Origin of the sequence: Mycobacterium sp., from assembly GCF_035314665.1 — a bacterium.
Taxonomy (GTDB): domain Bacteria; phylum Actinomycetota; class Actinomycetes; order Mycobacteriales; family Mycobacteriaceae; genus Mycobacterium.
Window position 1 is genome coordinate 21,971 of sequence record NZ_DATFZD010000100.1, and the last position, 23,964, is coordinate 45,934.

Annotated in this window: 21 protein-coding genes; 14 read left to right on the plus strand and 7 right to left on the minus strand. The window is 66.1% G+C overall.

Translation table 11 applies throughout. The annotated features are described in order from the left end of the window. Positions 1-49 precede the first annotated feature (49 nt). On the minus strand, positions 50-2,869 hold the full coding sequence (locus tag VKI00_RS07585; protein WP_324436386.1) for an aconitate hydratase: 2,820 nt from the start codon (positions 2,867-2,869) through the stop codon (positions 50-52). A gap of 281 nt (positions 2,870-3,150) precedes the next feature. On the opposite strand from VKI00_RS07585, the gene VKI00_RS07590 reads away from it, so the two are divergent. The 6 genes from VKI00_RS07590 (at position 3,151) to VKI00_RS07615 (ending at position 9,490) form a co-directional block, all read left to right on the plus strand. Then, a complete protein-coding gene (locus VKI00_RS07590; RefSeq protein ID WP_414687143.1) occupies positions 3,151-3,732 on the plus strand; it encodes a DUF6676 family protein in 582 nt (193 codons plus the stop codon). Positions 3,733-3,973: 241 nt separating this feature from the next. After that, positions 3,974-5,407 carry an NlpC/P60 family peptidoglycan endopeptidase RipA gene (gene ripA, locus VKI00_RS07595; protein ID WP_324436388.1) on the plus strand — a complete coding sequence of 478 codons (1,434 nt, stop codon included), beginning with the start codon at positions 3,974-3,976 and terminating at the stop codon, positions 5,405-5,407. A 16-nt stretch (positions 5,408-5,423) separates the two neighbouring features. Continuing rightward, complete coding sequence (gene ripB, locus VKI00_RS07600; RefSeq protein WP_324436390.1) at positions 5,424-6,152, plus strand: NlpC/P60 family peptidoglycan endopeptidase RipB; 729 nt, start codon at positions 5,424-5,426, stop codon at positions 6,150-6,152. A gap of 212 nt (positions 6,153-6,364) precedes the next feature. Continuing rightward, complete coding sequence (locus VKI00_RS07605) at positions 6,365-7,498, plus strand: MoxR family ATPase (RefSeq protein ID WP_324436391.1); 1,134 nt, start codon at positions 6,365-6,367, stop codon at positions 7,496-7,498. Then, positions 7,495-8,448 (plus strand): DUF58 domain-containing protein, encoded by a 954-nt coding sequence (locus VKI00_RS07610; protein ID WP_324436393.1) that lies wholly within the window; start codon positions 7,495-7,497, stop codon positions 8,446-8,448. The genes VKI00_RS07605 and VKI00_RS07610 overlap by 4 nt, the downstream gene beginning before the upstream one ends. Positions 8,449-8,482: 34 nt before the next feature. After that, positions 8,483-9,490 carry a VWA domain-containing protein gene (locus tag VKI00_RS07615; RefSeq protein ID WP_324436395.1) on the plus strand — a complete coding sequence of 336 codons (1,008 nt, stop codon included), beginning with the start codon at positions 8,483-8,485 and terminating at the stop codon, positions 9,488-9,490. A gap of 32 nt (positions 9,491-9,522) precedes the next feature. Here VKI00_RS07615 and VKI00_RS07620 read toward each other — a convergent pair whose 3' ends face one another. Then, positions 9,523-9,957 (minus strand): hypothetical protein, encoded by a 435-nt coding sequence (locus VKI00_RS07620; protein WP_324436397.1) that lies wholly within the window; start codon positions 9,955-9,957, stop codon positions 9,523-9,525. Between the two features lie 208 nt (positions 9,958-10,165). Between VKI00_RS07620 and fabG the strand changes: the two genes are divergently transcribed. The 3 genes from fabG to VKI00_RS07635 are packed head-to-tail and all read left to right on the plus strand — an operon-like array spanning position 10,166 to position 12,738. Beyond that, on the plus strand, positions 10,166-10,858 hold the full coding sequence (gene fabG / locus VKI00_RS07625; RefSeq protein WP_324436428.1) for a 3-oxoacyl-ACP reductase FabG: 693 nt from the start codon (positions 10,166-10,168) through the stop codon (positions 10,856-10,858). Between the two features lie 23 nt (positions 10,859-10,881). Continuing rightward, positions 10,882-11,691, plus strand: a complete 810-nt coding sequence (inhA, locus tag VKI00_RS07630) for an NADH-dependent enoyl-ACP reductase InhA (RefSeq protein WP_324436399.1) — start codon at positions 10,882-10,884, stop codon at positions 11,689-11,691. Positions 11,692-11,697: 6 nt separating this feature from the next. Beyond that, entirely contained in the window at positions 11,698-12,738 is a 1,041-nt protein-coding gene (locus VKI00_RS07635; RefSeq protein ID WP_324436429.1) for a ferrochelatase, read from the plus strand. A 7-nt stretch (positions 12,739-12,745) separates the two neighbouring features. Here VKI00_RS07635 and VKI00_RS07640 read toward each other — a convergent pair whose 3' ends face one another. Continuing rightward, positions 12,746-13,603 carry a hypothetical protein gene (locus VKI00_RS07640; protein ID WP_324436401.1) on the minus strand — a complete coding sequence of 286 codons (858 nt, stop codon included), beginning with the start codon at positions 13,601-13,603 and terminating at the stop codon, positions 12,746-12,748. Between the two features lie 58 nt (positions 13,604-13,661). Here VKI00_RS07640 and VKI00_RS07645 point away from each other — a divergent pair, with 58 nt between their 5' ends. Genes VKI00_RS07645 through VKI00_RS07655 form a run of 3 tightly spaced genes read left to right on the plus strand, consistent with a single transcriptional unit; the run spans position 13,662 to position 15,625 of the window. Then, positions 13,662-14,096, plus strand: a complete 435-nt coding sequence (locus VKI00_RS07645; protein ID WP_324436403.1) for an NfeD family protein — start codon at positions 13,662-13,664, stop codon at positions 14,094-14,096. 25 nt (positions 14,097-14,121) lie between these two features. Next, positions 14,122-15,267: an SPFH domain-containing protein gene (locus VKI00_RS07650; RefSeq protein WP_324436405.1), complete on the plus strand. Its 1,146-nt coding sequence runs from the start codon at positions 14,122-14,124 to the stop codon at positions 15,265-15,267. Position 15,268: 1 nt separating this feature from the next. After that, positions 15,269-15,625 carry a DoxX family protein gene (locus tag VKI00_RS07655; protein ID WP_324436407.1) on the plus strand — a complete coding sequence of 119 codons (357 nt, stop codon included), beginning with the start codon at positions 15,269-15,271 and terminating at the stop codon, positions 15,623-15,625. A gap of 501 nt (positions 15,626-16,126) precedes the next feature. Here the strand turns inward: VKI00_RS07655 and VKI00_RS07660 are convergent. The 4 genes from VKI00_RS07660 to VKI00_RS07675 all read right to left on the minus strand — a co-directional run bounded on the left by VKI00_RS07660 (position 16,127) and on the right by VKI00_RS07675 (position 19,727). Beyond that, positions 16,127-16,888 carry a TVP38/TMEM64 family protein gene (locus VKI00_RS07660; protein WP_324436408.1) on the minus strand — a complete coding sequence of 254 codons (762 nt, stop codon included), beginning with the start codon at positions 16,886-16,888 and terminating at the stop codon, positions 16,127-16,129. An 81-nt stretch (positions 16,889-16,969) separates the two neighbouring features. Next, positions 16,970-17,536: a NifU family protein gene (locus tag VKI00_RS07665; RefSeq protein WP_324436409.1), complete on the minus strand. Its 567-nt coding sequence runs from the start codon at positions 17,534-17,536 to the stop codon at positions 16,970-16,972. Then, positions 17,533-19,446: a ferrous iron transporter B gene (gene feoB, locus VKI00_RS07670; protein WP_324436411.1), complete on the minus strand. Its 1,914-nt coding sequence runs from the start codon at positions 19,444-19,446 to the stop codon at positions 17,533-17,535. Before feoB ends, VKI00_RS07665 begins: the two co-directional genes overlap by 4 nt. Continuing rightward, positions 19,446-19,727, minus strand: a complete 282-nt coding sequence (locus tag VKI00_RS07675; protein WP_324436412.1) for a FeoA family protein — start codon at positions 19,725-19,727, stop codon at positions 19,446-19,448. The genes feoB and VKI00_RS07675 overlap by 1 nt, the downstream gene beginning before the upstream one ends. A gap of 202 nt (positions 19,728-19,929) precedes the next feature. Here VKI00_RS07675 and mutA point away from each other — a divergent pair, with 202 nt between their 5' ends. Beyond that, positions 19,930-21,828 (plus strand): methylmalonyl-CoA mutase small subunit, encoded by a 1,899-nt coding sequence (gene mutA, locus VKI00_RS07680; protein ID WP_324436414.1) that lies wholly within the window; start codon positions 19,930-19,932, stop codon positions 21,826-21,828. Between the two features lie 15 nt (positions 21,829-21,843). Beyond that, the coding region (scpA, locus tag VKI00_RS07685) for a methylmalonyl-CoA mutase (RefSeq protein WP_324436416.1) at positions 21,844-23,964 on the plus strand (2,121 nt) is incomplete at its 3' end.

Below are 23,964 nucleotides of genomic sequence, written 5' to 3' on the forward strand. Positions count from 1 at the left end.
TTCGGGTGGCGACCCGCTGCGCCCGGCTGCGCCGCGCTTGCGATCGCCACTAGCTCGACCTGAGCATGTTGCGCAACACGTACTGCAAGATGCCGCCGTTGCGGTAGTAGTCGGCTTCGCCCGGTGTGTCGATCCGCACCACAGCGTCGAACTCCACCGCGTCCTTGCCGTCCTTGCCGGCCTTGACGTGCACCGTCTTTGGCGTCTTGCCGTCGTTGAGTGCCTCGATGCCGGTGATGTCGAACACCTCGGTGCCGTCGAGGCCCAACGACTCGGCGGTCTTGCCGTCGGGGAATTGCAGCGGGATGACACCCATGCCGATCAGGTTGGACCGGTGGATGCGCTCGAACGATTCGGCGATCACCGCGCGCACGCCCAGTAGCCGGGTGCCCTTGGCCGCCCAGTCGCGCGACGAGCCTGAGCCGTATTCCTTGCCGCCGAGCACGACCAGTGGAATGTCTTTCGCCGCGTAGTTTTGCGCAGCGTCGTAGATGAACGCCTGCGGTCCGTCGGGCTGGGTGAAGTCGCGGGTGTAACCACCGGAGACGTCGTCGAGCAGCAGGTTGCGAAGCCGGATGTTGGCGAACGTGCCGCGGATCATCACTTCGTGGTTGCCGCGCCGCGACCCGAAGGAGTTGTAGTCCTTGCGCGCGACGCCATGCTCGTCGAGATACTGCGCGGCCGGCGTGCCCGGCTTGATGCTGCCCGCCGGCGAAATGTGGTCGGTGGTCACCGAGTCGCCGAGCAGCGCCAGCACCCGCGCGCCGCTGATGTCAGTGACCGGCTGCGGGTCGGCGGGCATCCCGTCGAAGTACGGCGGCTTGCGCACGTAGGTCGAGTCGGCGGCCCACTCGAAGGTGTTGCCTTTGGGAGTGGGCAGGTTGCGCCACCGCTCGTCGCCCTTGAACACGTCCGCGTAGTTCCTGACGAACATCTCCTGATTGATCGCCGAGGCGATGGTGTCGGAGACGTCCTTCTGTGATGGCCAGATGTCTTTGAGGAAGACGTCGGTGCCTTCCTTATCTGCGCCCAGCGGCTGCGATTCGAAATCGAAGTCCATCGTGCCGGCCAGCGCGTAGGCGACTACCAGCGGCGGTGAGGCCAGATAGTTCATCTTCACGTCCGGGTTGATGCGGCCCTCGAAGTTCCGGTTGCCGGACAGCACCGCGGCGACCGAAAGGTCATTGTCGTTGACCGCCTTCGAGATCTCCTCGGGCAGCGGACCGGAGTTGCCGATGCAGGTGGTGCAGCCGTAGCCGACAAGGTAGAAGCCGAGCTTTTCCAAATACGGCCATAGCCCGGCCTTTTCGTAGTAGTCGCTGACGACCTGGGAGCCCGGCGCCATCGTGGTCTTCACCCAAGGCTTGGTGGCAAGGCCCTTCTCGACGGCATTGCGCGCCAGCAGTGCCGCGCCCAGCATCACCGAGGGGTTGGAGGTGTTGGTGCACGAGGTGATCGCAGCGATCACCACCGCGCCGTGGTCGAGCACGAATTCGCCGAGTTCGTCGCACTTCACCGTCACCGGGTTGCTCACCCGACCCTTGGCGTGCTTTGCGGCCGACTCCACCGGTTTGTGGTCGTCAGCGTGACCGTTGCTCAGTGCCCCCGGGTCGCTGGCCGGGAACGTCTCGTCAACCGACTCGTCCAGTCTGGAGTAGTCCTTCTTGTCCGGGTCGTCGCCGACATAGTTCGGGATCTGCTCGCGGAACGTGGATTTGGCGTCAGACAACGCGATTCGATCCTGCGGTCGCTTGGGTCCCGCGATCGACGGCACCACGTCGGCCAGGTTGAGCTCCAGGTACTCGGAGAACTCTGGCTCGTGTTTGGGGTCGTGCCACATGCCCTGCTCTTTGGCGTAGGCCTCGACCAGCGCGAGCTGCTCTTCTTTGCGCCCGGTGAACCGCAGGTAGTCGATTGTCTCCTGATCGATCGGAAAAATCGCTGCGGTGGAACCGAATTCGGGGCTCATGTTGCCCAGCGTCGCGCGGTTGGCCAGCGGCACCTCGGCCACACCCTCGCCGTAGAACTCGACGAACTTGCCGACCACGCCGTGCTTGCGGAGCATCTCGGTGACGGTGAGCACCACATCGGTGGCGGTGACACCGGGCTGGATCTCACCGGTGAGCCTGAAGCCGACCACCCGCGGGATGAGCATCGAGACGGGTTGACCGAGCATCGCGGCTTCGGCTTCGATTCCGCCGACGCCCCAGCCCAATACGCCCAGGCCGTTGACCATCGTGGTGTGCGAGTCGGTACCGACACAGGTGTCCGGGTAGGCCACCCCCTCGCGCTCCATCACCACGTGCGCGAGGTATTCGATGTTGACCTGGTGCACGATGCCGGTGCCCGGCGGCACCACCTTGAAGTCGGCGAATGCGCCCTGCCCCCAGCGCAGGAACTGGTAGCGCTCGCCGTTGCGCTGGTATTCGATCTCGACGTTGCGCTCGAAAGCGTCGGCGCGGCCGAAGAGATCCGCGATCACCGAGTGATCGATCACCAGGTCGGCAGGCGCCAGCGGGTTGACCTTCTCGGCGTCGCCGCCAAGATCCCCGATGGCCTCACGCATGGTGGCCAGGTCGACGATGCACGGCACGCCGGTGAAGTCCTGCATGACGACGCGGGCGGGCGTGTACTGGATCTCAACGCTGGGCTCGGCCGACGAGTCCCAGTTCGCAATCGCCTGGATGTGCTCCTTGGTGATATTGCTGCCGTCCTCGTTGCGCAGCAGGTTTTCCGCGAGCACTTTGAGGCTGTAGGGGAGTTTCTCCGTGCCGGGCACAGCGTCCAGGCGATAGATCTGGTAACTGCTGTCGCCGACCGCCAGGGTGTTGCGCGCTCCGAATGAATTCACCGAATCTTTGCTGCTCACATCAACTCCCGGGATTGAGTTCTTTTTGCGCGACCCGCTGCACCCGGCTACGCCGGGCTTGCGATCGCCGCTGGTTCTGCTCGCCGACGGGCCGTGTCGACAAGGCCAGTCTAACAGTACGCTTGTCCTGCATTCGCGCCAACCACCTCTTTGGCTCGCGAGACTGCAACCATCGCGACGAGCATCGGCGTGTTGTCGCAGTCGTTTAGGTGTCGCGTTGGTGCAGGCCGGGCACGGCCGGCCAACTGCCGTCGTCGCCGCGCGCGGTACGGTCTTGAACCGTGACCACCCCGCACGCGCCGCTCTATATCCCTGGCGAGATCTGCGGCACCGTCGGTGCCGATCCGGCAACACCGCCCGACCAGTGCCTGGCGATCGTGCAAGAGCAGGTCACCGCCCACAACATCAGCGCGCCCACGGCCGTCACGCCGGCGCTACTTCAGGTGATCGACCAAGCGCACAACGACGGCATCGATCTCAAGATCGTCGTCCTCGACCACAATCCGCCGACCGACACACCACTTCGCGACATCGCGACCAGGGTGGGTGCCCGACACACTGATGCCACCGTGCTGGTGCTCAGCCCAAACTTCGTCGGCACCTACAGCACGCACTTTCCGCGCTCCACGCTGGAGATCGGCGAAGACAACGCCAAGACCGGCAATCCGGTGGTATCTGCGCAGAATTTTTTGCACCAGCTCAACACGCCACAGTTTCCCTGGACCGCGTTCACAATCGTGCTTCTTTTCGGAGTGCTGGCAGCGGTGATCGGCACCCGCGTCATGCAACTGCGCAGCAGGCGCTCAGCAACGTCGCCCGATAAGGCGGAAGCAACGACAGAAGAAGCTGGCCAGAGCGTCTAACTCGCCGTATTCGGCTTGTGTCGCATAACAGCGGCACCCGTACCGCTGTTGCGGGCAAATCAGTGATGTCACCGTTCGGTCACAGTTGTCGGAAGAACACACCTGTAATTTGTTACTAAAGTTTCCATTGGTTCAGATGTGACATACGGTGCAAAGGATGCTTTTGATTTAAATCGCGCTTCCAGTGATTACTGGGGCCGACGCCGTCCGCCCGCGTTGAGCCATAGGAGATCCAAGTCGAATGAGACGCATCTGTCGCGGCTCGTCTGTCCGACTGGCCGCCCGGGTCACCCGCCGCCTCGCTCCGGCCATTCTCAGCGTGGCCGTGACGCTGTGCGTCCCCGGTCTGGCAAACGCCGACCCAGGCGCCGAGCCGGACACCATGGCCAAGCTGATCGCGGATGTCGCACAGGCCAACCAGCGTCTACAGGACCTCGGCGCGCAGATTCAGACCGAGCAGGAGAGCGTCAACAAAGCTGTGGTCGACGTCGAAACCGCCCGCGACAACGCCGCGGCCGCCCAACATGATGTCGAGGCCAGCGAGCAACGCGTCAAGGACGCCAACGCCGCAATTGCGGCCGCCCAGAAGCGATTCGACCGATTTGCGGTAGCCAGTTACGTCAACGGTCCCTCGGACAGCTACCTCAAGGCGGCGAGCCCCGACGACATCATCGCGACGGCGGCCGCCGGTCAAACCCTGGCCGCCAGTTCCCGGCAGGTGATGGACAACTTGCAGCGAGCTCGCACTGAGCAAGTGAATAAGGACTCGGCGGCGCGGTTGGCAAAGCAGAAGGCGGACAAGGCTGTCGCCGACGCCCAGGCCAGCCAGAACGCCGCGGTGGCCACATTGGTCGACGTCCACCGCAAGTTCGGCGAACAGCAGCAAGAAATCAACCGCCTGGCCGACGAGCGTAACGCGGCGCAAACCAGACTCGACGCCGCCCGCAATTGGTCGGCATCCGCGGGCGGACCGGGTGCCGGACCGCGGGCGGCGTCGTCCTCCGGTGATCGATGGGATCCGGCGAACCCCGGTTCGCCGAGCGCGCCGCGGGGCAATGGCGGCCAATGGGCCGGCGACTGGGATCCCACGTTGCCGATGGTGCCCAGCGCCAACGTCCCGGGTGACCCGATCGCGATTCTCAACAAGGTCCTGGGGATTTCGGCGACCTCTTCTGAGGTCACCTCCAATATGGGCCGCAGCTTCCTGCAGCAGCTGGGGCTGGCTCCCACACCGACCGGCTTCACCAACGGCCGTATTCCGCGGGTGTACGGACGGCAGGCGTCTGAGTATGTGATTCGCCGTGGACTCTCGCAGCTGGGTGTGCCGTATTCGTGGGGCGGCGGCACCGCCGCCGGGCCGGGCAGAGGCATCGACTCGGGGTCCGGCACGGTCGGCTTCGACTGCTCGGGCCTGGTGCTGTACTCGTTTGCCGGCGTGGGTATCAAGCTGCCGCACTACTCGGGTTCGCAGTACAACCTGGGTCGCAAGATCCCGTCCTCGCAGATGCGCCGTGGCGACGTGATTTTCTACGGCCCCGGCGGTAGCCAGCACGTGACGATCTATCTCGGTGACGGTCAGATGCTCGAGGCTCCCGACGTCGGGTTGAAGGTCCGGGTCGCACCGGTCCGCACCAGCGGTATGACGCCCTACGTAGTCCGCTACATCGAGTACTGACGCGCGGGAAGGATTTATGCGCCGCTGGTTTAAAGACGCCAAGTGGTTGCGCCGGGCTGGGCTGGTCTGGCCGATTCTGGCTGCCTTCGGTCTGCTGATCGCCCTGGCCGGTCCCGCCGGTGCCGAGGACGGCGCGTGGGATCCCACCCTGCCGCCGGTGGTCAGCGCGGGCGCACCAGGGGACCCGGTCGCCATCGCCAACCAGTCGCTGCAGGCCACCGCCAACGCCACCCAGACCACGCTCGATCTCGGGCGGCAGTTCCTCGGCGGCCTCGGCATCAATCTCGGCGGCGGCGGCGCCGGCGCCGGCACCAGCCCCAACGGGATTCCGCGGGTCTACGGGCGCCAGGCCGTCGAGTACGTGATCCGCCGCGCGTCGTCGCAGATGGGTGTGCCGTACTCGTGGGGTGGCGGCACCTTGAACGGGCCAAGCAAAGGCGTGGAATCCGGCGCCAACACCGTCGGCTTCGACTGCTCGGGGTTGGTCCGGTACAGCTTCGCCGGGGTGGGCGTGCTCATCCCGAGGTTCTCCGGTGACCAGTACAACGCCGGTCGCCATATTCCGCCGTCGCAGGCCAAGCGCGGTGACCTCATCTTCTACGGCCCGGGCGGAACCCAGCACGTCACCATCTACTTGGGCAACGGCCAGATGTTGGAGGCGTCGGGCAGCGCGGGCAAAGTCACCGTCAGCCCGGTGCGGAAAGGCGGGATGACGCCGTTTTTGACCCGGATCATTGAGAACTGATTCGGACGTCTCGTGTGCGCGGGGCGCCCGGTAATGGCCCGGCTTCTCCCCAGTCCGCTTCGCGGCCTGCATCGTCGCCGGACACGCCACGTCGACGGAATCCAGGTGGCCTGGAATAGTTGAGCCAGGGCACGCCGCTGCCCCGCGACGTTCGTCGTGCGAGCAGTCGTGTCTGATTGAGCTTTGGAGGTTTGAGCCGTGGAGGGTAATCGATGACATCAGCAGGCGGGCCGCCCCCGGGTACCAGCGGTTACTCGGGCCCGGGCGGGCCCTCGACGGCCCCGGCGCACGCGGCACCGTCCGGCGGCGGCAATGGGCTGGCTGCCGAGGTGCACACCCTTGAACGAGCCATCTTCGAGGTCAAGCGGATCATCGTGGGCCAGGACCAGCTCGTCGAGCGCATGCTCGTCGGCCTGCTGTCCAAGGGCCATGTGCTGCTCGAGGGTGTGCCCGGCGTGGCCAAGACCTTGGCCGTTGAGACCTTCGCCCGAGTGGTCGGCGGGACGTTCGCGCGCATCCAGTTCACCCCGGACCTGGTGCCCACCGACATCATCGGCACCCGGATCTACCGACAGGGCAAGGAAGAGTTCGACACCGAGCTCGGCCCCGTGGTGGTCAACTTCCTGCTCGCCGACGAGATCAACCGGGCCCCGGCGAAAGTGCAGTCCGCACTGCTGGAAGTCATGCAGGAACGCCAGGTGTCGATCGGCGGCAAGCGGTTCCCGCTGCCGAACCCGTTCCTGGTGATGGCCACCCAGAACCCGATCGAGCACGAGGGTGTGTACCCGCTGCCGGAGGCGCAGCGTGACCGATTCTTGTTCAAGATCAACGTGGGCTATCCCTCACCGGAGGAAGAGCGCGAGATCATCTACCGGATGGGCGTGCGGCCGCCGGAGCCCAAGCAGATCCTGAACACCGGTGATCTGCTGCGGTTGCAGGAGATCGCGGCGAACAACTTCGTCCACCACGCGCTGGTCGACTACGTGGTCCGGGTCGTCACCGCCACCCGTCATCCTGAGCAACTCGGGATGAACGATGTCAGGAGCTGGGTCTCGTTCGGCGCGTCGCCGCGTGCCTCGCTGGGCATCATTGCCGCTTCTCGTTCGTTGGCGTTGGTGCGCGGTCGCGACTACGTGATCCCCCAAGACATCGTCGAGGTCATTCCCGACGTGCTACGGCACCGGCTGGTGCTCACCTATGACGCGCTCGCCGACGAAGTCTCGCCGGAGATCATCATCAACCGGGTGCTGCAGACCGTCGGCATGCCGCAGGTGAATGCCGTTCCGCAACAAGGACATTCGGTTCCGCCGGCGATGCAGGCCGCGGGCGCGGCTAGCGGTCGGTGACCGATCCAAAAGAGCCGGGTGTGGTTCACCCGCCGTCGATGCAGCGCGGGCAGATCGACGATCCGAAGCTGTCGGCGGCGCTGCGCACGCTCGAGCTCACGGTCAAGCGCAAGCTTGACGGTGTCCTGCACGGTGACCATCTCGGCCTGATCCCCGGTCCGGGTTCGGAGCCGGGTGAGTCGCGCGAGTATCAGCCCGGTGACGACGTCCGCCGGATGGACTGGGCGGTCACCGCGCGCACGACCCACCCGCACGTGCGGCAGATGATCGCCGACCGTGAATTGGAAACCTGGCTGGTCGTCGACATGTCGGCCAGCCTCGACTTCGGCACGACGGTCTGCGAGAAGCGTGACGTGGCGGTGGCGGCCGCGGCCGCGATCACGTTCCTCAACAGCGGTGGCGGGAACCGGCTCGGTGCGCTGATTGCCAACGGCGAGACGATGACTCGGGTACCGGCACGCTCCGGGCGCCAGCACGAGCAGACGCTGCTGCGCACGATCGCCACCATGCCCAAGGCGCCGGTAGGGGTGCGCGGGGATTTGGCGGTGGCAATCGACGCGTTGCGTCGTCCGGAACGCCGCCGCGGGATGGCCGTGATCATCAGCGACTTCCTCGGCCCGATCAACTGGATGCGTCCGCTGCGGGCCATCGCCGCGCGCCATGAGGTGCTGGGCATCGAGGTGCTCGATCCCAGGGATGTCGAGTTGCCCGACGTCGGCGACGTCATCTTGCAGGACGCCGAATCCGGTGTCACCCGCGAGTTCACCATCGACGCGCAGCTGCGCGACGACTTCGCCAAGGCGGCCGAGGCCCATCGCGCCGACGTGTCCCACGCGATGCGCAGCTGCGGGGCGCCGCTGTTATCGCTGCGCACCGACCGCGACTGGATTGCCGACATCGTGCGTTTCGTCGAATCCCGCCGCCGCGGCGCGATGGCGGGTCGCCAGTGACGTCAGCGGACACACACACCAAGACGGGTCTGGTATGACAATGCCGTTGCTCGGGCCGATGACGCTGTCCGGCTTCGCCCACGCATGGTTTTTTCTGTTCCTGCTGGCAGTTCTCGGGCTGGTGGCGCTCTACGTCATCATGCAGGTGGCCCGGCAGCGCCGGATGCTGCGCTTCGCCAACATGGAGCTGCTGGAAAGCGTCGCCCCCAAGCAGCCCACCCGCTGGCGTCACCTGTCGGCGATCCTGCTGGTGTCGGCGCTGCTGCTGTTCACGATCGCGATGGCCGGACCGACTCACGATGTCCGAATTCCGCGCAACCGCGCGGTCGTCATGCTGGTCATCGACGTCTCGCAGTCCATGCGGGCCACCGACGTCGAACCCAACCGGATGGCCGCCGCCGAAGCGGCCGCCAAGGAATTCGCCGGTGAGCTCACCCCCGGCATCAACCTTGGGTTGATCGCCTATGCCGGGACGGCGACGGTTCTGGTGCAACCGACGACCAACCGGGACGCGACCAAAGCCGCGCTGGACAAGTTGCAGTTCGCCGACCGAACCGCCACCGGCGAAGGCATTTTCACCGCGCTGCAGGCCATCGCGACAGTGGGCGCGGTCATCGGCGGCGGCGACACCCCGCCGCCGGCGCGGATCGTGTTGTTCTCCGACGGCAAAGAGACGATGCCGACCAACCCGGACAACCCCAAGGGTGCCTTCACCGCGGCGCGCACCGCCAAGGACCAAGGTGTGCCGATCTCGACGATCTCGTTCGGCACCCCTTACGGCTTCGTGGAAATCAATGGCCAACGCCAGCCGGTGCCGGTCGACGACAGCACAATGAAGAAGGTGGCCGAGCTGTCCGGCGGCAACCATTACGGTGCCTCTAACTTGCAGGAGCTCAAGCAGGTCTACGCGTCGCTGCAGGAGCAGATCGGTTACGAGACGATCCGCGGCGACGCCAGCGTCGGGTGGTTGCGGCTGGGTTCGCTGGTGCTGGCGCTGGCCGCGCTGGCGGCCCTGCTGATCAACCGGCGGCTGCCGGGTTAATCCGCGTCGCGGAGCTTCCTAACGACCGACCGCTATTCCTCGTTCAAGTTGAGCAGGGAAATGACGTCCTTCAGGTGGTCGCAGAGGAAGTCTCTACACATCGCAGGACGAATGTCGTACACGGTGCACGCAAGCGTTGTCTTGTCGTAGAAACGGCACGGAATCCACTCCACATCCGGCCGGACGCGCAACGCTGGGTAGTTGGCAGGCTCCTGCCAACACGGGCGATCCGGGAAGAGGGCCCGTCCTTCCTCGAAGTCGATGAACACCTCTTCATGGGAAACCTCGCGTCGGAACAACCGACCCAGGTCAACCAGGAAGGCATCCGCGTCGCGGACGGGCCCCGGAATAAAGTCACGATCGTCGAGTGTGCAGCATCCGCCGGCATTTTCTCGAACGCCCATGCAATTGTGGCTGCACGTGTAGGCGATGACTTGCAGCTGCAGCGCCTCGCGGACGGTCGCCATGGGTTCGACCCTAGCCCTGCCCATGTCAAGGCCGCGCACGCAGTCGACCTGCCTGGAGTTCTAGACCAGGTCCGGCGATTTCAGCGTTGCCGAGGTGAGGCGTTAGGTTGTCGGGGTGACTGACGTTGCTGCCGAGAAAGGCGCCGAGACCCCGACGGAGACCGCCGGAAAAGTCGTCGCGGTCAAGCCTGCGTTCGTTTCCCGGTCGGTGCTCGTCACTGGAGGTAACCGGGGGATCGGTCTGGCGATCGCTCAGCGGCTGGCGGCCGACGGCCACAAGGTCGCCGTCACGCACCGCGGGTCGGGCGCACCGGAGGGCTTGTTCGGCGTGCTGTGCGATGTTACCGACAACGATGCCGTCGATCGCGCCTTCAAAGAGGTCGAGGAGCACCAAGGTGCGGTGGAGGTGCTGGTGTCCAACGCCGGCGTCTCCGCCGACGCGTTTCTCATTCGGATGACCGAGGAGAGGTTCGAGAAGGTCATCGATGCCAACCTGACCGGGGCATTCCGGGTGGCCCAGCGGGCATCGCGCAGCATGCAGAAAAAGCGGTTCGGTCGGATGATCTTTGTGGGCTCGGTCTCCGGCAGCTGGGGCATCGGCAACCAGTCCAATTACGCGGCCTCCAAAGCCGGTCTGATCGGCATGGCGCGCTCGATCTCCCGGGAATTGTCCAAGGCCGGGGTGACCGCGAACGTGGTGGCCCCCGGCTACATCGACACCGAGATGACCCGCTCGCTGGATGAGCGGATTCAGGCGGGGGCGCTGGAGTTCATTCCGGCGAAGCGGGTCGGCACCGCCGAGGAAGTTGCCGGTGTGGTCAGCTTCCTCGCGTCGGAGGATGCGAGCTACATCGCCGGTGCGGTGATCCCGGTCGACGGCGGCATGGGTATGGGTCACTGACCCTGACACGAACAAGGACGGATATGGCAGGACTTCTTGACGGCAAACGGATTCTGGTCACCGGGATCATCACCGACGCTTCGATCGCGTTTCACATCGCGCGGGTGGCCCAGGAACAGGGCGCTCAGCTGGTGCTGACCGGGTTCGACCGGCTGCGGCTGATCCAGCGCATCGCCGACCGGTTGCCGGACAAGGCCCCGCTGATCGAACTGGACGTGCAGGACGAGAAGCACCTCGACAGCCTGGCCGAGCGGGTGACGGCCGAGATCGGCGAGGACAACAAGCTCGACGGCGTGGTGCATTCCATCGGCTTCATGCCCCAAAGCGGCATGGGCATCAAGCCGTTCTTCGATGCGCCCTACGAGGATGTCGCCAAGGGCATCCACATCTCCGCGTACTCGTATGCGTCGCTCGCCAAGGCGCTGCTGCCGATCATGAACCCCGGCGGTTCGATCGTCGGCATGGATTTCGACCCGAGCCGGGCCATGCCGGCCTACAACTGGATGACCGTCGCCAAGAGCGCACTGGAATCGGTGAACCGGTTCGTGGCACGCGAAGCCGGCAAGTTCGGCGTACGCTCGAATCTCGTTGCCGCAGGGCCCATCCGAACGTTGGCAATGAGCGCGATCGTCGGCGGCGCGCTCGGCGACGAGGCGGGCGCGCAGATACAGTTGCTGGAAGAGGGCTGGGATCAGCGGGCTCCGGTCGGTTGGAACATGAAGGACCCCACGCCGGTCGCCAAGACGGTGTGCGCGCTGCTGTCCGAATGGCTGCCCGCGACCACCGGGACGATCATCTACGCCGACGGCGGCGCCAGCACTCAGTTGCTTTAGTACGTGATGGAATTCGACGCGGTCCTGCTGCTGTCGTTCGGCGGACCGGAAGGGCCCGAGCAGGTAAGGCCGTTCCTGGAGAACGTCACTCGCGGCCGCGATGTGCCGCCCGAACGCCTTGACAACGTCGCCGAGCACTACATGCACTTCGGCGGGGTGTCGCCGATCAACCGGATCAACCGCGCGCTGATCGCCCAATTGCGTGCAGAACTCGTCGAACGCGGTTCAGACATTGCGGTCTATTTCGGCAATCGCAATTGGGATCCCTACGTCGAAGACACCGTTGCGACCATGCGCGACAACGGAATCCGGCATGCAGCAGTTTTCACCACGTCGGCCTGGAGCGGCTATTCCAGCTGCACGCAGTATGTCGAGGACATCGCCCGCGCACGCCGGGCGGCCGGGGCGAATGCGCCCGAATTGGTCAAACTGCGGCCTTATTTCGACCACCCGGATTTCGTGCAGATCTTCGCCGACGCCATCGGTGCGGCCTCCGGCGCGATACCCGCCGAGCTGTCGCCCGACGCGCGGCTGGTATTCACCGCACATTCGATCCCGGTTGCCGCCGACCAGCGCTGCGGCCCGCAGCTCTACAGCCGACAGGTCGCGTACGCCGCAAAGCTTGTCGCGGCGGCGGCCGGATACCGTGACTTCGACCTGGCTTGGCAGTCGCGTTCGGGCCCGCCGCAGGTTCCGTGGCTGGAGCCCGATGTCGCCGACCATCTTTCGGCGTTGGCCGCGACCGGGACCAAAGCCGTCATCGTCTGCCCGATAGGGTTTGTCGCCGACCATATCGAGGTGGTGTGGGATCTCGACCAGGAGTTGAGATCGCAGGCCGAGGCGACGGGCGTGGTGTTGACGCGGGCCGCGACGCCCAATGCCCACCCGCGATTCGCGCGGATGGCCGTGGATCTGATCGACGAATTGCGTTATGGCCGTGCGCCTGCCCGAGTGATTGGACCCGACCCGGTACCGGGCTGCGCGGCCAGCATCAACGGCGAGCCGTGCCGCCCGCCGCACTGCGTCGCCGAGGAGGGCGCGGACTGAACTGCGGCTAGGACCGCCAGGCGGCGTGCAGAATCGCGGTGAGCGCGGCCATTCTCGCCGATCGCACCACCGCGGCCAACGGACGCAGCGCGTCGGTGGCAATCTGCGCCTCCGACAACGATTGCGTTCCAATCCGGCTGAGCCCGGCGCTGACCGTGATGATCGCATCCACATGTGCGGCGTTTTCCAGCACCCGCAAGGCGCGTTTCGGCGCGGGCTCGGGAACTTGGTGGTGCCGCGCGGATTCCAGCAGCTGCTCGACGAGCCCGCGCGGATCATCGACGTCGACGCCGGTGGACCCCAGCCCGATTGTGGTCAGCGCGTCGGCGGCTGATCGCACCGCCAGCCGGAGGGCGTATTCGGCCTCGCCCAACTCGGTACGGTCGACGGCCGGGGCGCCCCGAAGTGAATAGACCGTCCAGGACAGCGCACACAATTCGGGTACGACGAGTTCGTCGTCGGATTCGTCATATCCGAATTCGGGCACCAGCCCGACGGCCATGCCAGGGTCGTCGGGATTGGCGACGATCACCGCTTCTCCCGCGATCAAGGCTTCCCGCTCGAACTGTGTGCCCGCGGCCAACCCCCGGACATCGCCGGGAACCGGCAGAACCACGCTGATCGAAGGTGGGCCCGTCGTCGGCCGTCCGGCTGCGGTGCGCAGCGTCTGTAGCAGCAACACCGCACCCGCGTCGTTCACGTCCGGCCACGGCAGCCCGGTGTGGCCCGCCGCGACCGCGTCGTAAGCGGTGACTGATTGCGTTGGCGCCCAACAAGATAACGCGTCGAGGACGTCGTCGGGCGCGGCCTTGCCGGCAAGCCAGGCATTGGCCCAGACCGAGAGCGTCGCGCTGGGGCACCACATGGTTTCGCAGTCTAGTTGTTCGCCGGGACCAAGGCCGATCACGCGATATCCTGGCGGCATGTCTGCGGCTTTGATCTGGCTCATCGTCGCATTAGGGCTGGCCGGCGCGGAGGCGCTGACCGGCGACATGTTCATGCTGATGCTCGGCGGCGGTGCGCTGGCCGCAGCCGGATCCAGCTGGCTGCTAGGCCTGCCAATCTGGACCGACGGAGCGGTGTTCCTGGTAGTTTCGGTGCTTCTGCTGTTATTGGTCCGACCCGTGCTGCGGCGGCGTCTGACGCCCGCGAAGGGCTTGCCGACGGGTGTCAAGGCGCTGGAGGGCAAAAGTGCGCTGGTCCTCGACCGCGTTGCCCATGACGAAGGTCAGGTGAAACTTGATGGCCAGGTCTGGACGGCGCGTCCTATGAACGAGGGCGATGTCTTCGAACCGGGCGAGCGGGTGACCGTCATGCATATCGACGGGGCCACTGCGGTGGTGTGGAAAAACACGTAACACCTCTGGAGCAACAGGAGGAACTGTGATTGCTGGTCTGGTATTGCTGGCTGTTCTGGTGATTTTTGCCGCCATCGTGGTGGCCAAGTCGGTTGCGCTGATCCCGCAGGCCGAGGCGGCGGTGATCGAACGGCTGGGCAGGTACAGCCGCACGGTCAGCGGTCAGCTGACCTTGCTGGTGCCTTTCATCGATCGGATCCGCGCCCGGGTGGACCTGCGCGAAAGGGTGGTCTCCTTCCCGCCGCAGCCGGTGATCACCGAGGACAACCTGACCCTCAACATCGACACCGTGGTGTACTTCCAGGTCACTGTTCCGCAGGCGGCCGTTTACGAGATCAGCAACTACATCGTCGGCGTCGAACAGCTGACCACCACCACCCTGCGCAACGTCGTCGGCGGGATGACGCTGGAGCAGACCCTGACCTCGCGCGACAAGATCAACGGTCAGTTGCGCGGCGTGCTCGACGAGGCCACCGGTCGTTGGGGACTACGAGTGGCACGCGTCGAACTGCGCAGCATCGACCCGCCGCCGTCGATCCAGGCGTCGATGGAAAAGCAGATGAAGGCAGACCGGGAGAAGCGGGCGGTGATCTTGACCGCCGAAGGTAACCGGCAGGCCGCGATCACACAGGCCGAAGGTGACAAGCAGGCACAGATTCTGGCCGCCGAGGGCGCCAAGCAGGCCGCGATCCTGGCCGCCGAGGCCGATCGGCAATCCCGGATGCTGCGCGCGCAGGGTGAGCGTGCCGCGGCCTACTTCCAGGCGCAGGGCCAGGCCAAGGCGATCGAGAAGACGTTCGCCGCGATCAAGGCAGGGCGGCCGACTCCCGAGATGCTGGCCTATCAGTACCTGCAGGTCTTGCCGCAGATGGCGCAGGGCGATGCCAACAAGGTGTGGTTGGTGCCCAGCGACTTTGGCGCGGCGTTACAAGGGTTCGCCAAGTCGCTGGGCGCGCCCGGCGCGGACGGGGTGTTCCGGTTTGAGCCGTCGGCGGTCGACCCGGCTGACCAGGTGCCGAGGCACCAAGCTGCCGATGACGACGCCGACGTCGCCGACTGGTTCTCCACCGAAACCGACCCGGCGATAGTCCGGGCGGTGGCAAAAGCCGAGGCCGACGCGCGCAAGCCGGTCGACGGCAGCTTCCCGCCGCCGTCTGCATTGAGTCAGTGACATGAGCGCTTTGACTTCGCCGAAAACGTATGCGGGGCTTGCGGCGTTCCAGGCTGTTGATGCGATCGCATGCGCGATCCCAGTGCCGGTGATCGCCAAAACCTTAGACGCGCTGGGTATCCCACAAGACATTCGGTGGCTGCTGCCGGCGTCCAAGGCGGCGTCGGTGGTCGGTTTACTTTCGGCCAGCAGGATTCCCGCGTTGGCGCGCCTGACCACGGCGATGCTGACGCTGTACTTTGCGCTGGCGGTGGGCGCGCATCGCCGCGCCCGCGACCGGATCGTCAACACCGTTCCGGCGGCGTCGTTTTTGGCCACCTACGCGGTGCTGACCGTAAAGGGGCCCGAGGGCGGTTAGCCGAGTCGCAGCTCGACGATTGGCGCGCAATGCGCCAGCGTCTCAACCACCGACGGTGAAGGGTGAGGCCCAATTGTCGCGCGGCGAGAGAAAGCTCGGACCGATCACGGCGGCGGGGCGGCCGGGGGGCACTGCTCCGGGTATACCGGCACCCCACCGCCGCCCTTAGGACCTGAAGGCCCCTGGCGCCCGTACGACCAGCATTTTTTGGCTGGAGCGCTCTGCGGCGGACTCGGATCCGGATTCGGTTGGCAGGTCGGGCATGGCGGGGCCGGGTCCAGCGGGGCAGCGTTGACTTGTCCTGTCCCGCCCGCCAGCGCCGCTATGCTAACGCCGACCGCGATCCGCGCCGCAGCGGCTAAACGTTTACTGTCCATTTCCGTTTTCCTCCCAGACTTCACCACGGTGACTAACAGCCCCCGGGCGGCTGGGCGCGGACGCATGCTCGAGTGTAGGCCGATCGCAGGTCGCGCCGAAAGTGTGCAGCGATGCGACGGCCGGTTAGCCGCGAAGCGCCGGCTCGACCGCAGCGTCGAATTCCTTCACCGCTGCGCTCTTATGCCGCCGATGGTGGCTGATTTCGTAAGCCAACAGCCCGAGCCCCAGGAAGCCCGTGCACAGCGACACCAGAAGCAGTAGCGGGCTGACATCACCGGTGAGCGCATCGCCCAGGATCACCACGGCCGCGGTGCCCGGAAGCACACCGATCAGCGTCGCCAGCGTGTAGGGAAGCACCCGCACCGCGGATGCGCCGGCGGCATAGTTCAGCACCGAAAACGGCACCACCGGGATCAATCGCAGCGACGTGACCGCAATCCAGCCGCGATCGCGCAGCCGGGCGTCGACCGTTTCGACGGCCTGGTGGCGGACCAGGCGGCTGAGTTGCCAGCCGGCCGCCCGGACCAACAGCAGTGCGATCACCGCGCTGGCCGTGCTGGCCACCACCGCCAGCGTTACCCCGAGCAAAGGCCCAAACAGCAGACCAGCGGCCAACGTGAATGCTGTACGGGGAAAAGGCAATACGGTCACCACGATGTGGGCGGCCAAGAAAGCCAACGGGAACCACGGGCCCACCGAGGTCGCCCAGTCCCGCATCTGCACCGCGGTGGGCAGCGGAACGAGTAGCGCCACGGCGATCAAGCCGGCGATCACCGCACCCGTCGCGACCATGCGCCGCTTGGACACCTGCCGCGCCGTGGCAACGACTGCGCCGGCCAGGCCGCGCAGCGCGTCGGAAATTCTGCTGGTGGCGTTCGCCGTCACGGGATCCAAGACTACGGCCCGGCGGTGAACAGCTCGTTGCACGTGCCCGGTCATCCGACGCCCACCTGGGCGACAAATGCCTCAGCGGACAAGCAGCGACAGCAACTTCCGGCCCAACGGCATTGCCGTCGAGTCGTTTTCCGTGCATACCGTGATCGGTTGCCCCGAACGCCGGCGCAGTTCGCGCTGCAGGTTATCGTGCAGCGTCGAGGCCGCGGCCGAGCATCCGTGGCACGCGCCCGACATCCGGACGGTCACTGTGTCGCCCATCACAGAAACCAATTCGATCGAGCCGCCGTGCGATTCGGCGAGTGCGCCGATCGGACCGGCGAGCAGCTCCGTGGCGATCGCCGCCAAGCGAGAGGTGTTGTCTGCGGCGTCAACTCGCCATCCGGTCGGGTTCAGCAAGGCGTCGCTGAGCGCCTCGCGGACGTCGTCGCCCAACGCCCGCCAGTTATGGCCGGCGCTGAGTGTGATCAGCAGGTCAGCCGTCCGGACCAGCATCTCGTCGATCACCCCGTCGTCCAGCAAGGCGCCGAGATGGCCTGGGGCCCGGCGGACGGTGCCGACGGGAGGCAAGGGGTCGCCGCCGATCACCCAGCGCAGCTGCTGCGGGTCCGCGGTGGCGATGGCGTGAATGGGAGTCATGCGCCCAGGCCTACCGCAATCGTCCGAGCGGCAAACGCCATCACCCATGCAAGGACAAACATGTAGGAGAACGCGAACGCCGGCCAGCGCCACGAGTTTGTCTCGCGGCGCATCACCGCGATGGTCGACATGCACTGCAACGCGAACATGAAATAGATCATCAGCGCGATGACGGTCGGCGCGGTGAACACCCGTTGGCCGTGATCGTCGGTCATGGTGGCCAACGCTTGACGTGGGTGGTCGGGGTCGGTCGCCGCCGACACCTGGCCCAGGGTGGAGACGAACACTTCGCGCGCCGAGAGCGAACCGAGTAGGGCGACGTCGGTGCGCCAGTCGAAGCCCAGCGGGGTGAACACCGGCGCGATAGCCTTCCCGACGTCGGCGGCGTAGCTGTGGTTCATCACATAGGCGGTCGAGTCGGTCGAGGACAGCCCCCGGGTTTCGGCCTCGCGAAGCGGCAGGTTGAGCAGCGCCCACAGCACCAGCGACGTGGCCAAGATGATGGTTCCCGCCTTACGCAAAAACACCTTGGCCGCACTCCACATCGCGGCCAGCATCGCCTGCGGGGACGGCAGTCGGTAGGGCGGAAGCTCCATGGTGAACGGCAACAGATCGCCGCGCAGGACCGTGGACTTGACCAGCAACGCGGCGATCAGCGCGGACATCCCGCCGCCCAGGTAGAGCAGGAACATCGTGACGCCCTGTGCGCTGAATCCCCACCATCGCGTCTGGGACGTCACCAGCAGACCGACCAGCAGCGTGTACACCGGCAATCGGGCCGAGCAGGTCATCAACGGCGCGGTGACGATGGTTGCGATCCGGTCGCGCGATGACGGCAGCGTCCGGGTCGCCATGATGCCCGGGATGGCGCAGGCGACTGACGACAGCATCGCGACGAAGGCGCGGCCCTCCAGCCCGGTCATGGCCATGACCCGGTCCATCAAGAACGCCGCCCGTGACATGTAGCCGATGTTCTCTAGAAACGCGAGCAGCAAGAACAGCAACACGATCTGCGGGATGAACTGAAGCACGGTGCCGACTCCGCCGATAATCCCCTGGCTGAGCAGCCCCCGGATGATCGGATCGCCGATGTGCTCGGCGACCTGCGTGCCGAGGTAGGTCAGCCCTCTGGCGATCCCGTCGCGCAGTGGCGCGGCGGCGGTGAATAGGACCTGAAAGAACCAGAACATCACGGCGAAAAAGATGACGGTGCCCCACAGCGGGTGCAGCAGCACCCGGTCGATCCGGCGGGTGCGCTGATCTGGCTGCGGCGCAACGTAATCAGCCGCATCGAGCACCGACTGCCCCCAGGCGTCGATGGCTTGCTGGTCGGACGGCGGAAGGATCGGCGGGCGCTGCCACTGGTCGAAGGACGCCAGTCGTGCCCGCAGGCCGTCGATGCCGGACCCATGGTGCCCGACGACCGCGAGCACCGGAACACCCAGTGCCGTCGACAACGCCTCGACGTCGATTCGGCCGCCACGGGAGGTCAATTCGTCGCCCATGGTCAGCGTCAGCAGGCACGGCAGGTCCAGCCGCAGCACCTGGCCGATCAGCATGATCGAGCGACGCAGCGTGGTCGAGTCGGCGATCAGCACTACCGCGTCGGGCTGGTCGATGTCCGGGTATTTGCCGGTCAGCAGGTCGGTCACTACCTGCTCGTCCGGGCTGATCGGGTCCAGGCTGTAGGTGCCGGGCAGGTCCTCCACGGCAATCGCGACACCGTCGACGTGGGTGGTGCCGACGCTGCGTCCAACGGTGACGCCCGGATAGTTACCGGTTTTGGCGCGCAACCCGGTCAGATGGTTGAAGACGCTGGTCTTACCGGCATTGGGGCTGCCAACCAACGCAATACGCCGGATACCGGCGACGGTGACCGCCGCGGCGTCGACGTCATGGCAGGCGGTCATCAGCCCGGATCGGGGACGACTTCGATCAGCTGCGCCTCGCGGCGGCGCAGGCACAGTTCGGTGTCCTGGACCCGGTAAATGGTCGGGTCGCCGAGCGGTGCACGACGGATCACGTCGACTTGGGCCGTCGGTCGAAAGCCCAGTTGGTTGAGCCGGCTCGCCACCACGGAGGTCGCCTGCGGCGCCGTGCCCACCACCGTTGCCCGCCCGCCGGGCGGCAGCTGGGCAAGCACAACCACCGATCCCGATTGATCGCGCGCGCGCTGCGCCGAAGTAACCATTATCGGTCCAACATTAGCTCTTCTTAGCTTAGTTAGGTACACCTAACTTCCCAGGCCGCCGGTGGCTTCGCAGCTGCGGTCGGGTCGCCCGCCAGGCCGTGGCGCCAGGCGATTCCCGCGTGCCGCCGCCCATCATTTAGCCTGGTGGTCGGGTGGTAGGCCAGTGCGAGCGCCGCCACATCCCGCGACAGAGGAGCTTTCGGTGTCAGCCGATGTGTCCGCCGAGCCCGCCGATTTGGCGGAAGGCCGCGCCCGATGGCGCAAGGCGGTGGCGGGCGTGCTGGCCAAAAGCACACGGCGCGACGCTGACGAGCTTGGGCCCGAACCCGAGCGGCTGCTCGACAGTGCGACCTACGAGGGCTTCGCCATCCATCCGCTGTACACCGCGCTCGATGAGCTGCCGGAGCCGCCGCTGCCGGGCGAGTGGCCGTTCCTGCGCGGCGGCGACGCGCTGCGCGACGTCAAGTCCGGTTGGAAGGTCGCCGAGGCCTTTCCGGCCCAGGCCGTGCCCGGGGTCGCGGCAGAGGATGTCAATACCGCAGTGCTGGCCGCGCTCGGTGAAGGTGCCAGCGCGTTGCTGATCCGGGTAGGGGAGTCCGGTGTGGCGCCGGCCCAGCTGGAGAAGGTGCTCGACGGCGTGTACCTGAGCATGGCACCGGTCATCCTCGACGCCGGCGCCTGCTACTCGGCGGCGTGCGACGCCGTGCTGGAGGTGGTCGCCGAGGTGGAACCCGATCAGCGCGGCACCCTGTCGATCGACCTGGGCGCTGACCCCCTGACGGCGCTGCTGAGTGAGCGTCCGGTGCCGCCGATTGAGGAAGTCGTCGCGGTGGCCACCCGGGTGGCCGGTGAACTCGGGGTGCGGGCGATCACCGTCGACGGGCCGGCCTTTCACAATCTGGGCGCCAACGCGGCATGGGAACTCGGCGGCAGCGTCGCGGCCGCGGTGGCCTACGTGCGGACGCTCATCGAGGCCGGCCTCTCGCTGAGCGACGCGCTGCGGCAGATCAGTTTTCGGCTGGCCGCCGACGACGATCAGTTCATGACATTGGCCAAGATGCGCGCCGTGCGTCAGCTGTGGGCGAGGGTTGCCGAGGTCGTCGGTGCTCCGGAGAGCGGCGCGGCCGTGGTGCATGCCGAGACGTCGCTGCCGATGATGACGCAGCGCGACCCGTGGGTGAACATGTTGCGCAGCACCCTGGCGGCATTCGGGGCGGGTGTCGGCGGCGCCGACACGGTCCTGGTACTCCCGTTCGACGTGGCGATTCCGGGCGGATTCCCCGGCATGGCAACGGGCTTCGCGCGCCGAATGGCCCGAAACATCCAGTTGCTGCTGCTGGAGGAATCCCACGTCGGCCGCGTGCTGGATCCGGCCGGGGGGTCGTGGTTCGTCGAAGAGCTCACCGAGCAGCTGGCGCAGCATGCCTGGGAACATTTCCAGGCCATCGAGGCGCACGGCGGATTCGTCGACGCCCGCGAGCACATCGCCGGGCAGATCGCCGAGATCGCTGCCCAGCGGACCGACGACATCGCGCATCGACGGACCGCGGTCACCGGCGTCAGCGAATTCCCGAATCTGGGCGAACCGCCTTTGCCGCAAAGCGATTCGCCGGACACTCCACTTGCCGCCGGCAATCTATCTCGATATGCGGCCGGTTTCGAGGCCCTGCGAGACCGCTCGGACGTCTACCTGGCCGATCGCGGCTCGCGGCCGCAGGCGCTGCTGTTGCCGTTGGGGCCGCTGGCAGAACACAACATTCGAACGACGTTCGCGTCGAATCTGCTGGCCTCGGGTGGTATCGAGGCAGTCAACCCGGGGACAGTCGACGCCGACGCTGTCGCGCGAGCGGTTTCGGATGCGGGATCGCCCACGGTAGCGGTCATCTGCGGCACCGACACCCGATATGGCGCCGAGGCGGCCGGGATCGTCGAGGCCGCGCGTCGCGCGGGCGTTACGCACGTCTGCCTGGCCGGGCCGCCGAAGGCACTAGAAGGCACAGCCGAGACAACAGATCCAGAACATCGACCCGACGAGTTCCTCACCGCGAAAATCAATGCGGTCGAAACGCTCTCGAGTCTGCTCGCCCGGCTCGGAGCCTGAGGGAGGCCAGCAACGATGACGACCACCGCACCTGTTGTCGGCAGCTTCGCCGATGTGCCGCTGCACGGCCAGCGCCACGTGGCGCCGCCAACCGAAGCCGCGGTGGAAAAACACGTCGCTGCGGCCGCGGCAGCGGCGTGGTACACGCCGGACCAGCTGGTATGGCATACGCCGGAAGACATTGCCGTCAAACCGGTGTACATCGCCGCGGATCGTGCGGCGGTCGAGGCGGACGGCTATCCGCTGAACAGTTTCCCCGGCGCGCCGCCGTTTGTCCGCGGCCCCTATCCGACGATGTATGTCAACCAGCCCTGGACAATTCGCCAATATGCCGGGTTCTCCACCGCCGCGGAATCCAACGCGTTTTACCGCCGCAACCTTGCCGCAGGCCAGAAGGGGCTGTCGGTGGCCTTCGACCTGGCCACCCACCGCGGCTACGACTCCGACCATCCCCGCGTGCAGGGCGACGTCGGAATGGCTGGTGTGGCAATCGATTCCATCTTGGATATGCGGCAACTGTTCGACGGCATCGACCTGTCGACGGTGTCGGTGTCGATGACCATGAACGGTGCGGTGCTGCCGATCCTGGCGCTGTACGTGGTGGCCGCCGAGGAGCAGGGGGTGCCGCCGGAGAAGCTGGCCGGCACCATCCAGAACGACATCCTCAAAGAGTTCATGGTGCGCAACACCTACATCTATCCGCCGAAGCCGTCGATGCGCATCATCTCCGACATCTTCGCCTACACCAGCGCCAAGATGCCGAAATTCAACTCCATCTCCATTTCCGGCTACCACATCCAAGAGGCCGGTGCCACAGCCGATCTGGAGCTCGCCTACACCCTCGCCGACGGCGTCGACTACATCAAGGCCGGTCTGGACGCGGAGTTGGACATCGACAAATTCGCGCCCCGGCTGTCCTTCTTCTGGGGCATCGGGATGAACTTCTTCATGGAAGTGGCCAAACTGCGGGCAGGCCGGCTGCTGTGGAGCGAGCTGGTCGCTCAGTTCAACCCAAAGAACCCCAAATCGCTTTCGCTGCGTACACATTCGCAGACCTCCGGTTGGTCGCTGACGGCCCAGGATGCCTTCAACAACGTGGCGCGCACCTGCATTGAGGCGATGGCTGCAACCCAGGGCCACACCCAGTCGCTGCACACCAACGCGCTCGATGAGGCGCTGGCGCTGCCGACCGACTTCTCCGCCCGCATCGCCCGCAACACCCAGCTGGTGCTGCAGCAAGAGTCCGGTACCACCAGGCCGATCGACCCCTGGGCCGGCTCCTGTTTCGTGGAGTGGCTGACGTATCAACTCGCACAGCGGGCACGTGCCCACATCGCCGAGGTTGCCGAGCACGGCGGTATGGCGCAGGCCATCAGCGACGGTATTCCCAAGCTGCGCATCGAGGAAGCCGCCGCGCGCACCCAGGCCCGCATCGATTCCGGAATCCAACCGGTGGTCGGGGTGAACAAGTACCAGGTCGAAGAGGATCAAGAGGTCGAGGTACTCAAGGTCGAGAACAGCCGGGTGCGGGCCGAGCAGCTGGCCAAACTGAAAGAGCTGCGGGCAAGCCGGGATCAGGTCGCGGTCGACGCCGCGCTGGCCGAGCTGTCTCGTGCCGCCGCGGCACATGGCCGCGCAGGTGACGATCGGCTGGGCAACAACTTGCTGGCGCTCGCTATTGATGCGGCCCGGGCCAAGGCCACCGTCGGCGAGATCTCCGATGCGCTGGAGAAGGTCTACGGGCGTCATCACGCAGAGATCCGTACTATCGCAGGGGTTTACCGCGACGAAGTACGAGGGGGTGGCAACACGACTTTCCTTTCTCAAGCCACCGAACTCGTCAACAAATTCGCCGAGGCCGATGGTCGCCGTCCCAGGATCCTGGTGGCCAAGATGGGCCAGGACGGGCACGATCGCGGGCAAAAGGTGATCGCAACGGCGTTCGCCGACATTGGGTTCGACGTCGACGTCGGGTCGTTGTTCTCCACGCCGGACGAGGTGGCACGCCAGGCTGCCGACAACGACGTGCACGTGGTCGGGGTGTCCTCGCTGGCCGCGGGCCACCTGACCCTGGTGCCTGCGCTGCGAGACGCACTGGCCGAGGTGGGCCGGCCCGACATCATGATCGTGGTCGGC

Coding starts and splice junctions, on each gene's coding strand:
- ripA (WP_324436388.1), top strand. CDS start 3,974: ATGAGACGCATCTGTCGCGGCTCGTCTGTCCGACTGGCCGCCCGGGTC.
- ripB (WP_324436390.1), top strand. CDS start 5,424: ATGCGCCGCTGGTTTAAAGACGCCAAGTGGTTGCGCCGGGCTGGGCTG.
- VKI00_RS07605 (WP_324436391.1), top strand. CDS start 6,365: ATGACATCAGCAGGCGGGCCGCCCCCGGGTACCAGCGGTTACTCGGGC.
- VKI00_RS07615 (WP_324436395.1), top strand. CDS start 8,483: ATGACAATGCCGTTGCTCGGGCCGATGACGCTGTCCGGCTTCGCCCAC.
- VKI00_RS07620 (WP_324436397.1), bottom strand. CDS start 9,957: ATGGCGACCGTCCGCGAGGCGCTGCAGCTGCAAGTCATCGCCTACACG.
- inhA (WP_324436399.1), top strand. CDS start 10,882: ATGGCAGGACTTCTTGACGGCAAACGGATTCTGGTCACCGGGATCATC.
- VKI00_RS07635 (WP_324436429.1), top strand. CDS start 11,698: ATGGAATTCGACGCGGTCCTGCTGCTGTCGTTCGGCGGACCGGAAGGG.
- VKI00_RS07640 (WP_324436401.1), bottom strand. CDS start 13,603: ATGTGGTGCCCCAGCGCGACGCTCTCGGTCTGGGCCAATGCCTGGCTT.
- VKI00_RS07645 (WP_324436403.1), top strand. CDS start 13,662: ATGTCTGCGGCTTTGATCTGGCTCATCGTCGCATTAGGGCTGGCCGGC.
- VKI00_RS07655 (WP_324436407.1), top strand. CDS start 15,269: ATGAGCGCTTTGACTTCGCCGAAAACGTATGCGGGGCTTGCGGCGTTC.
- VKI00_RS07665 (WP_324436409.1), bottom strand. CDS start 17,536: ATGACTCCCATTCACGCCATCGCCACCGCGGACCCGCAGCAGCTGCGC.
- feoB (WP_324436411.1), bottom strand. CDS start 19,446: ATGACCGCCTGCCATGACGTCGACGCCGCGGCGGTCACCGTCGCCGGT.
- VKI00_RS07675 (WP_324436412.1), bottom strand. CDS start 19,727: ATGGTTACTTCGGCGCAGCGCGCGCGCGATCAATCGGGATCGGTGGTT.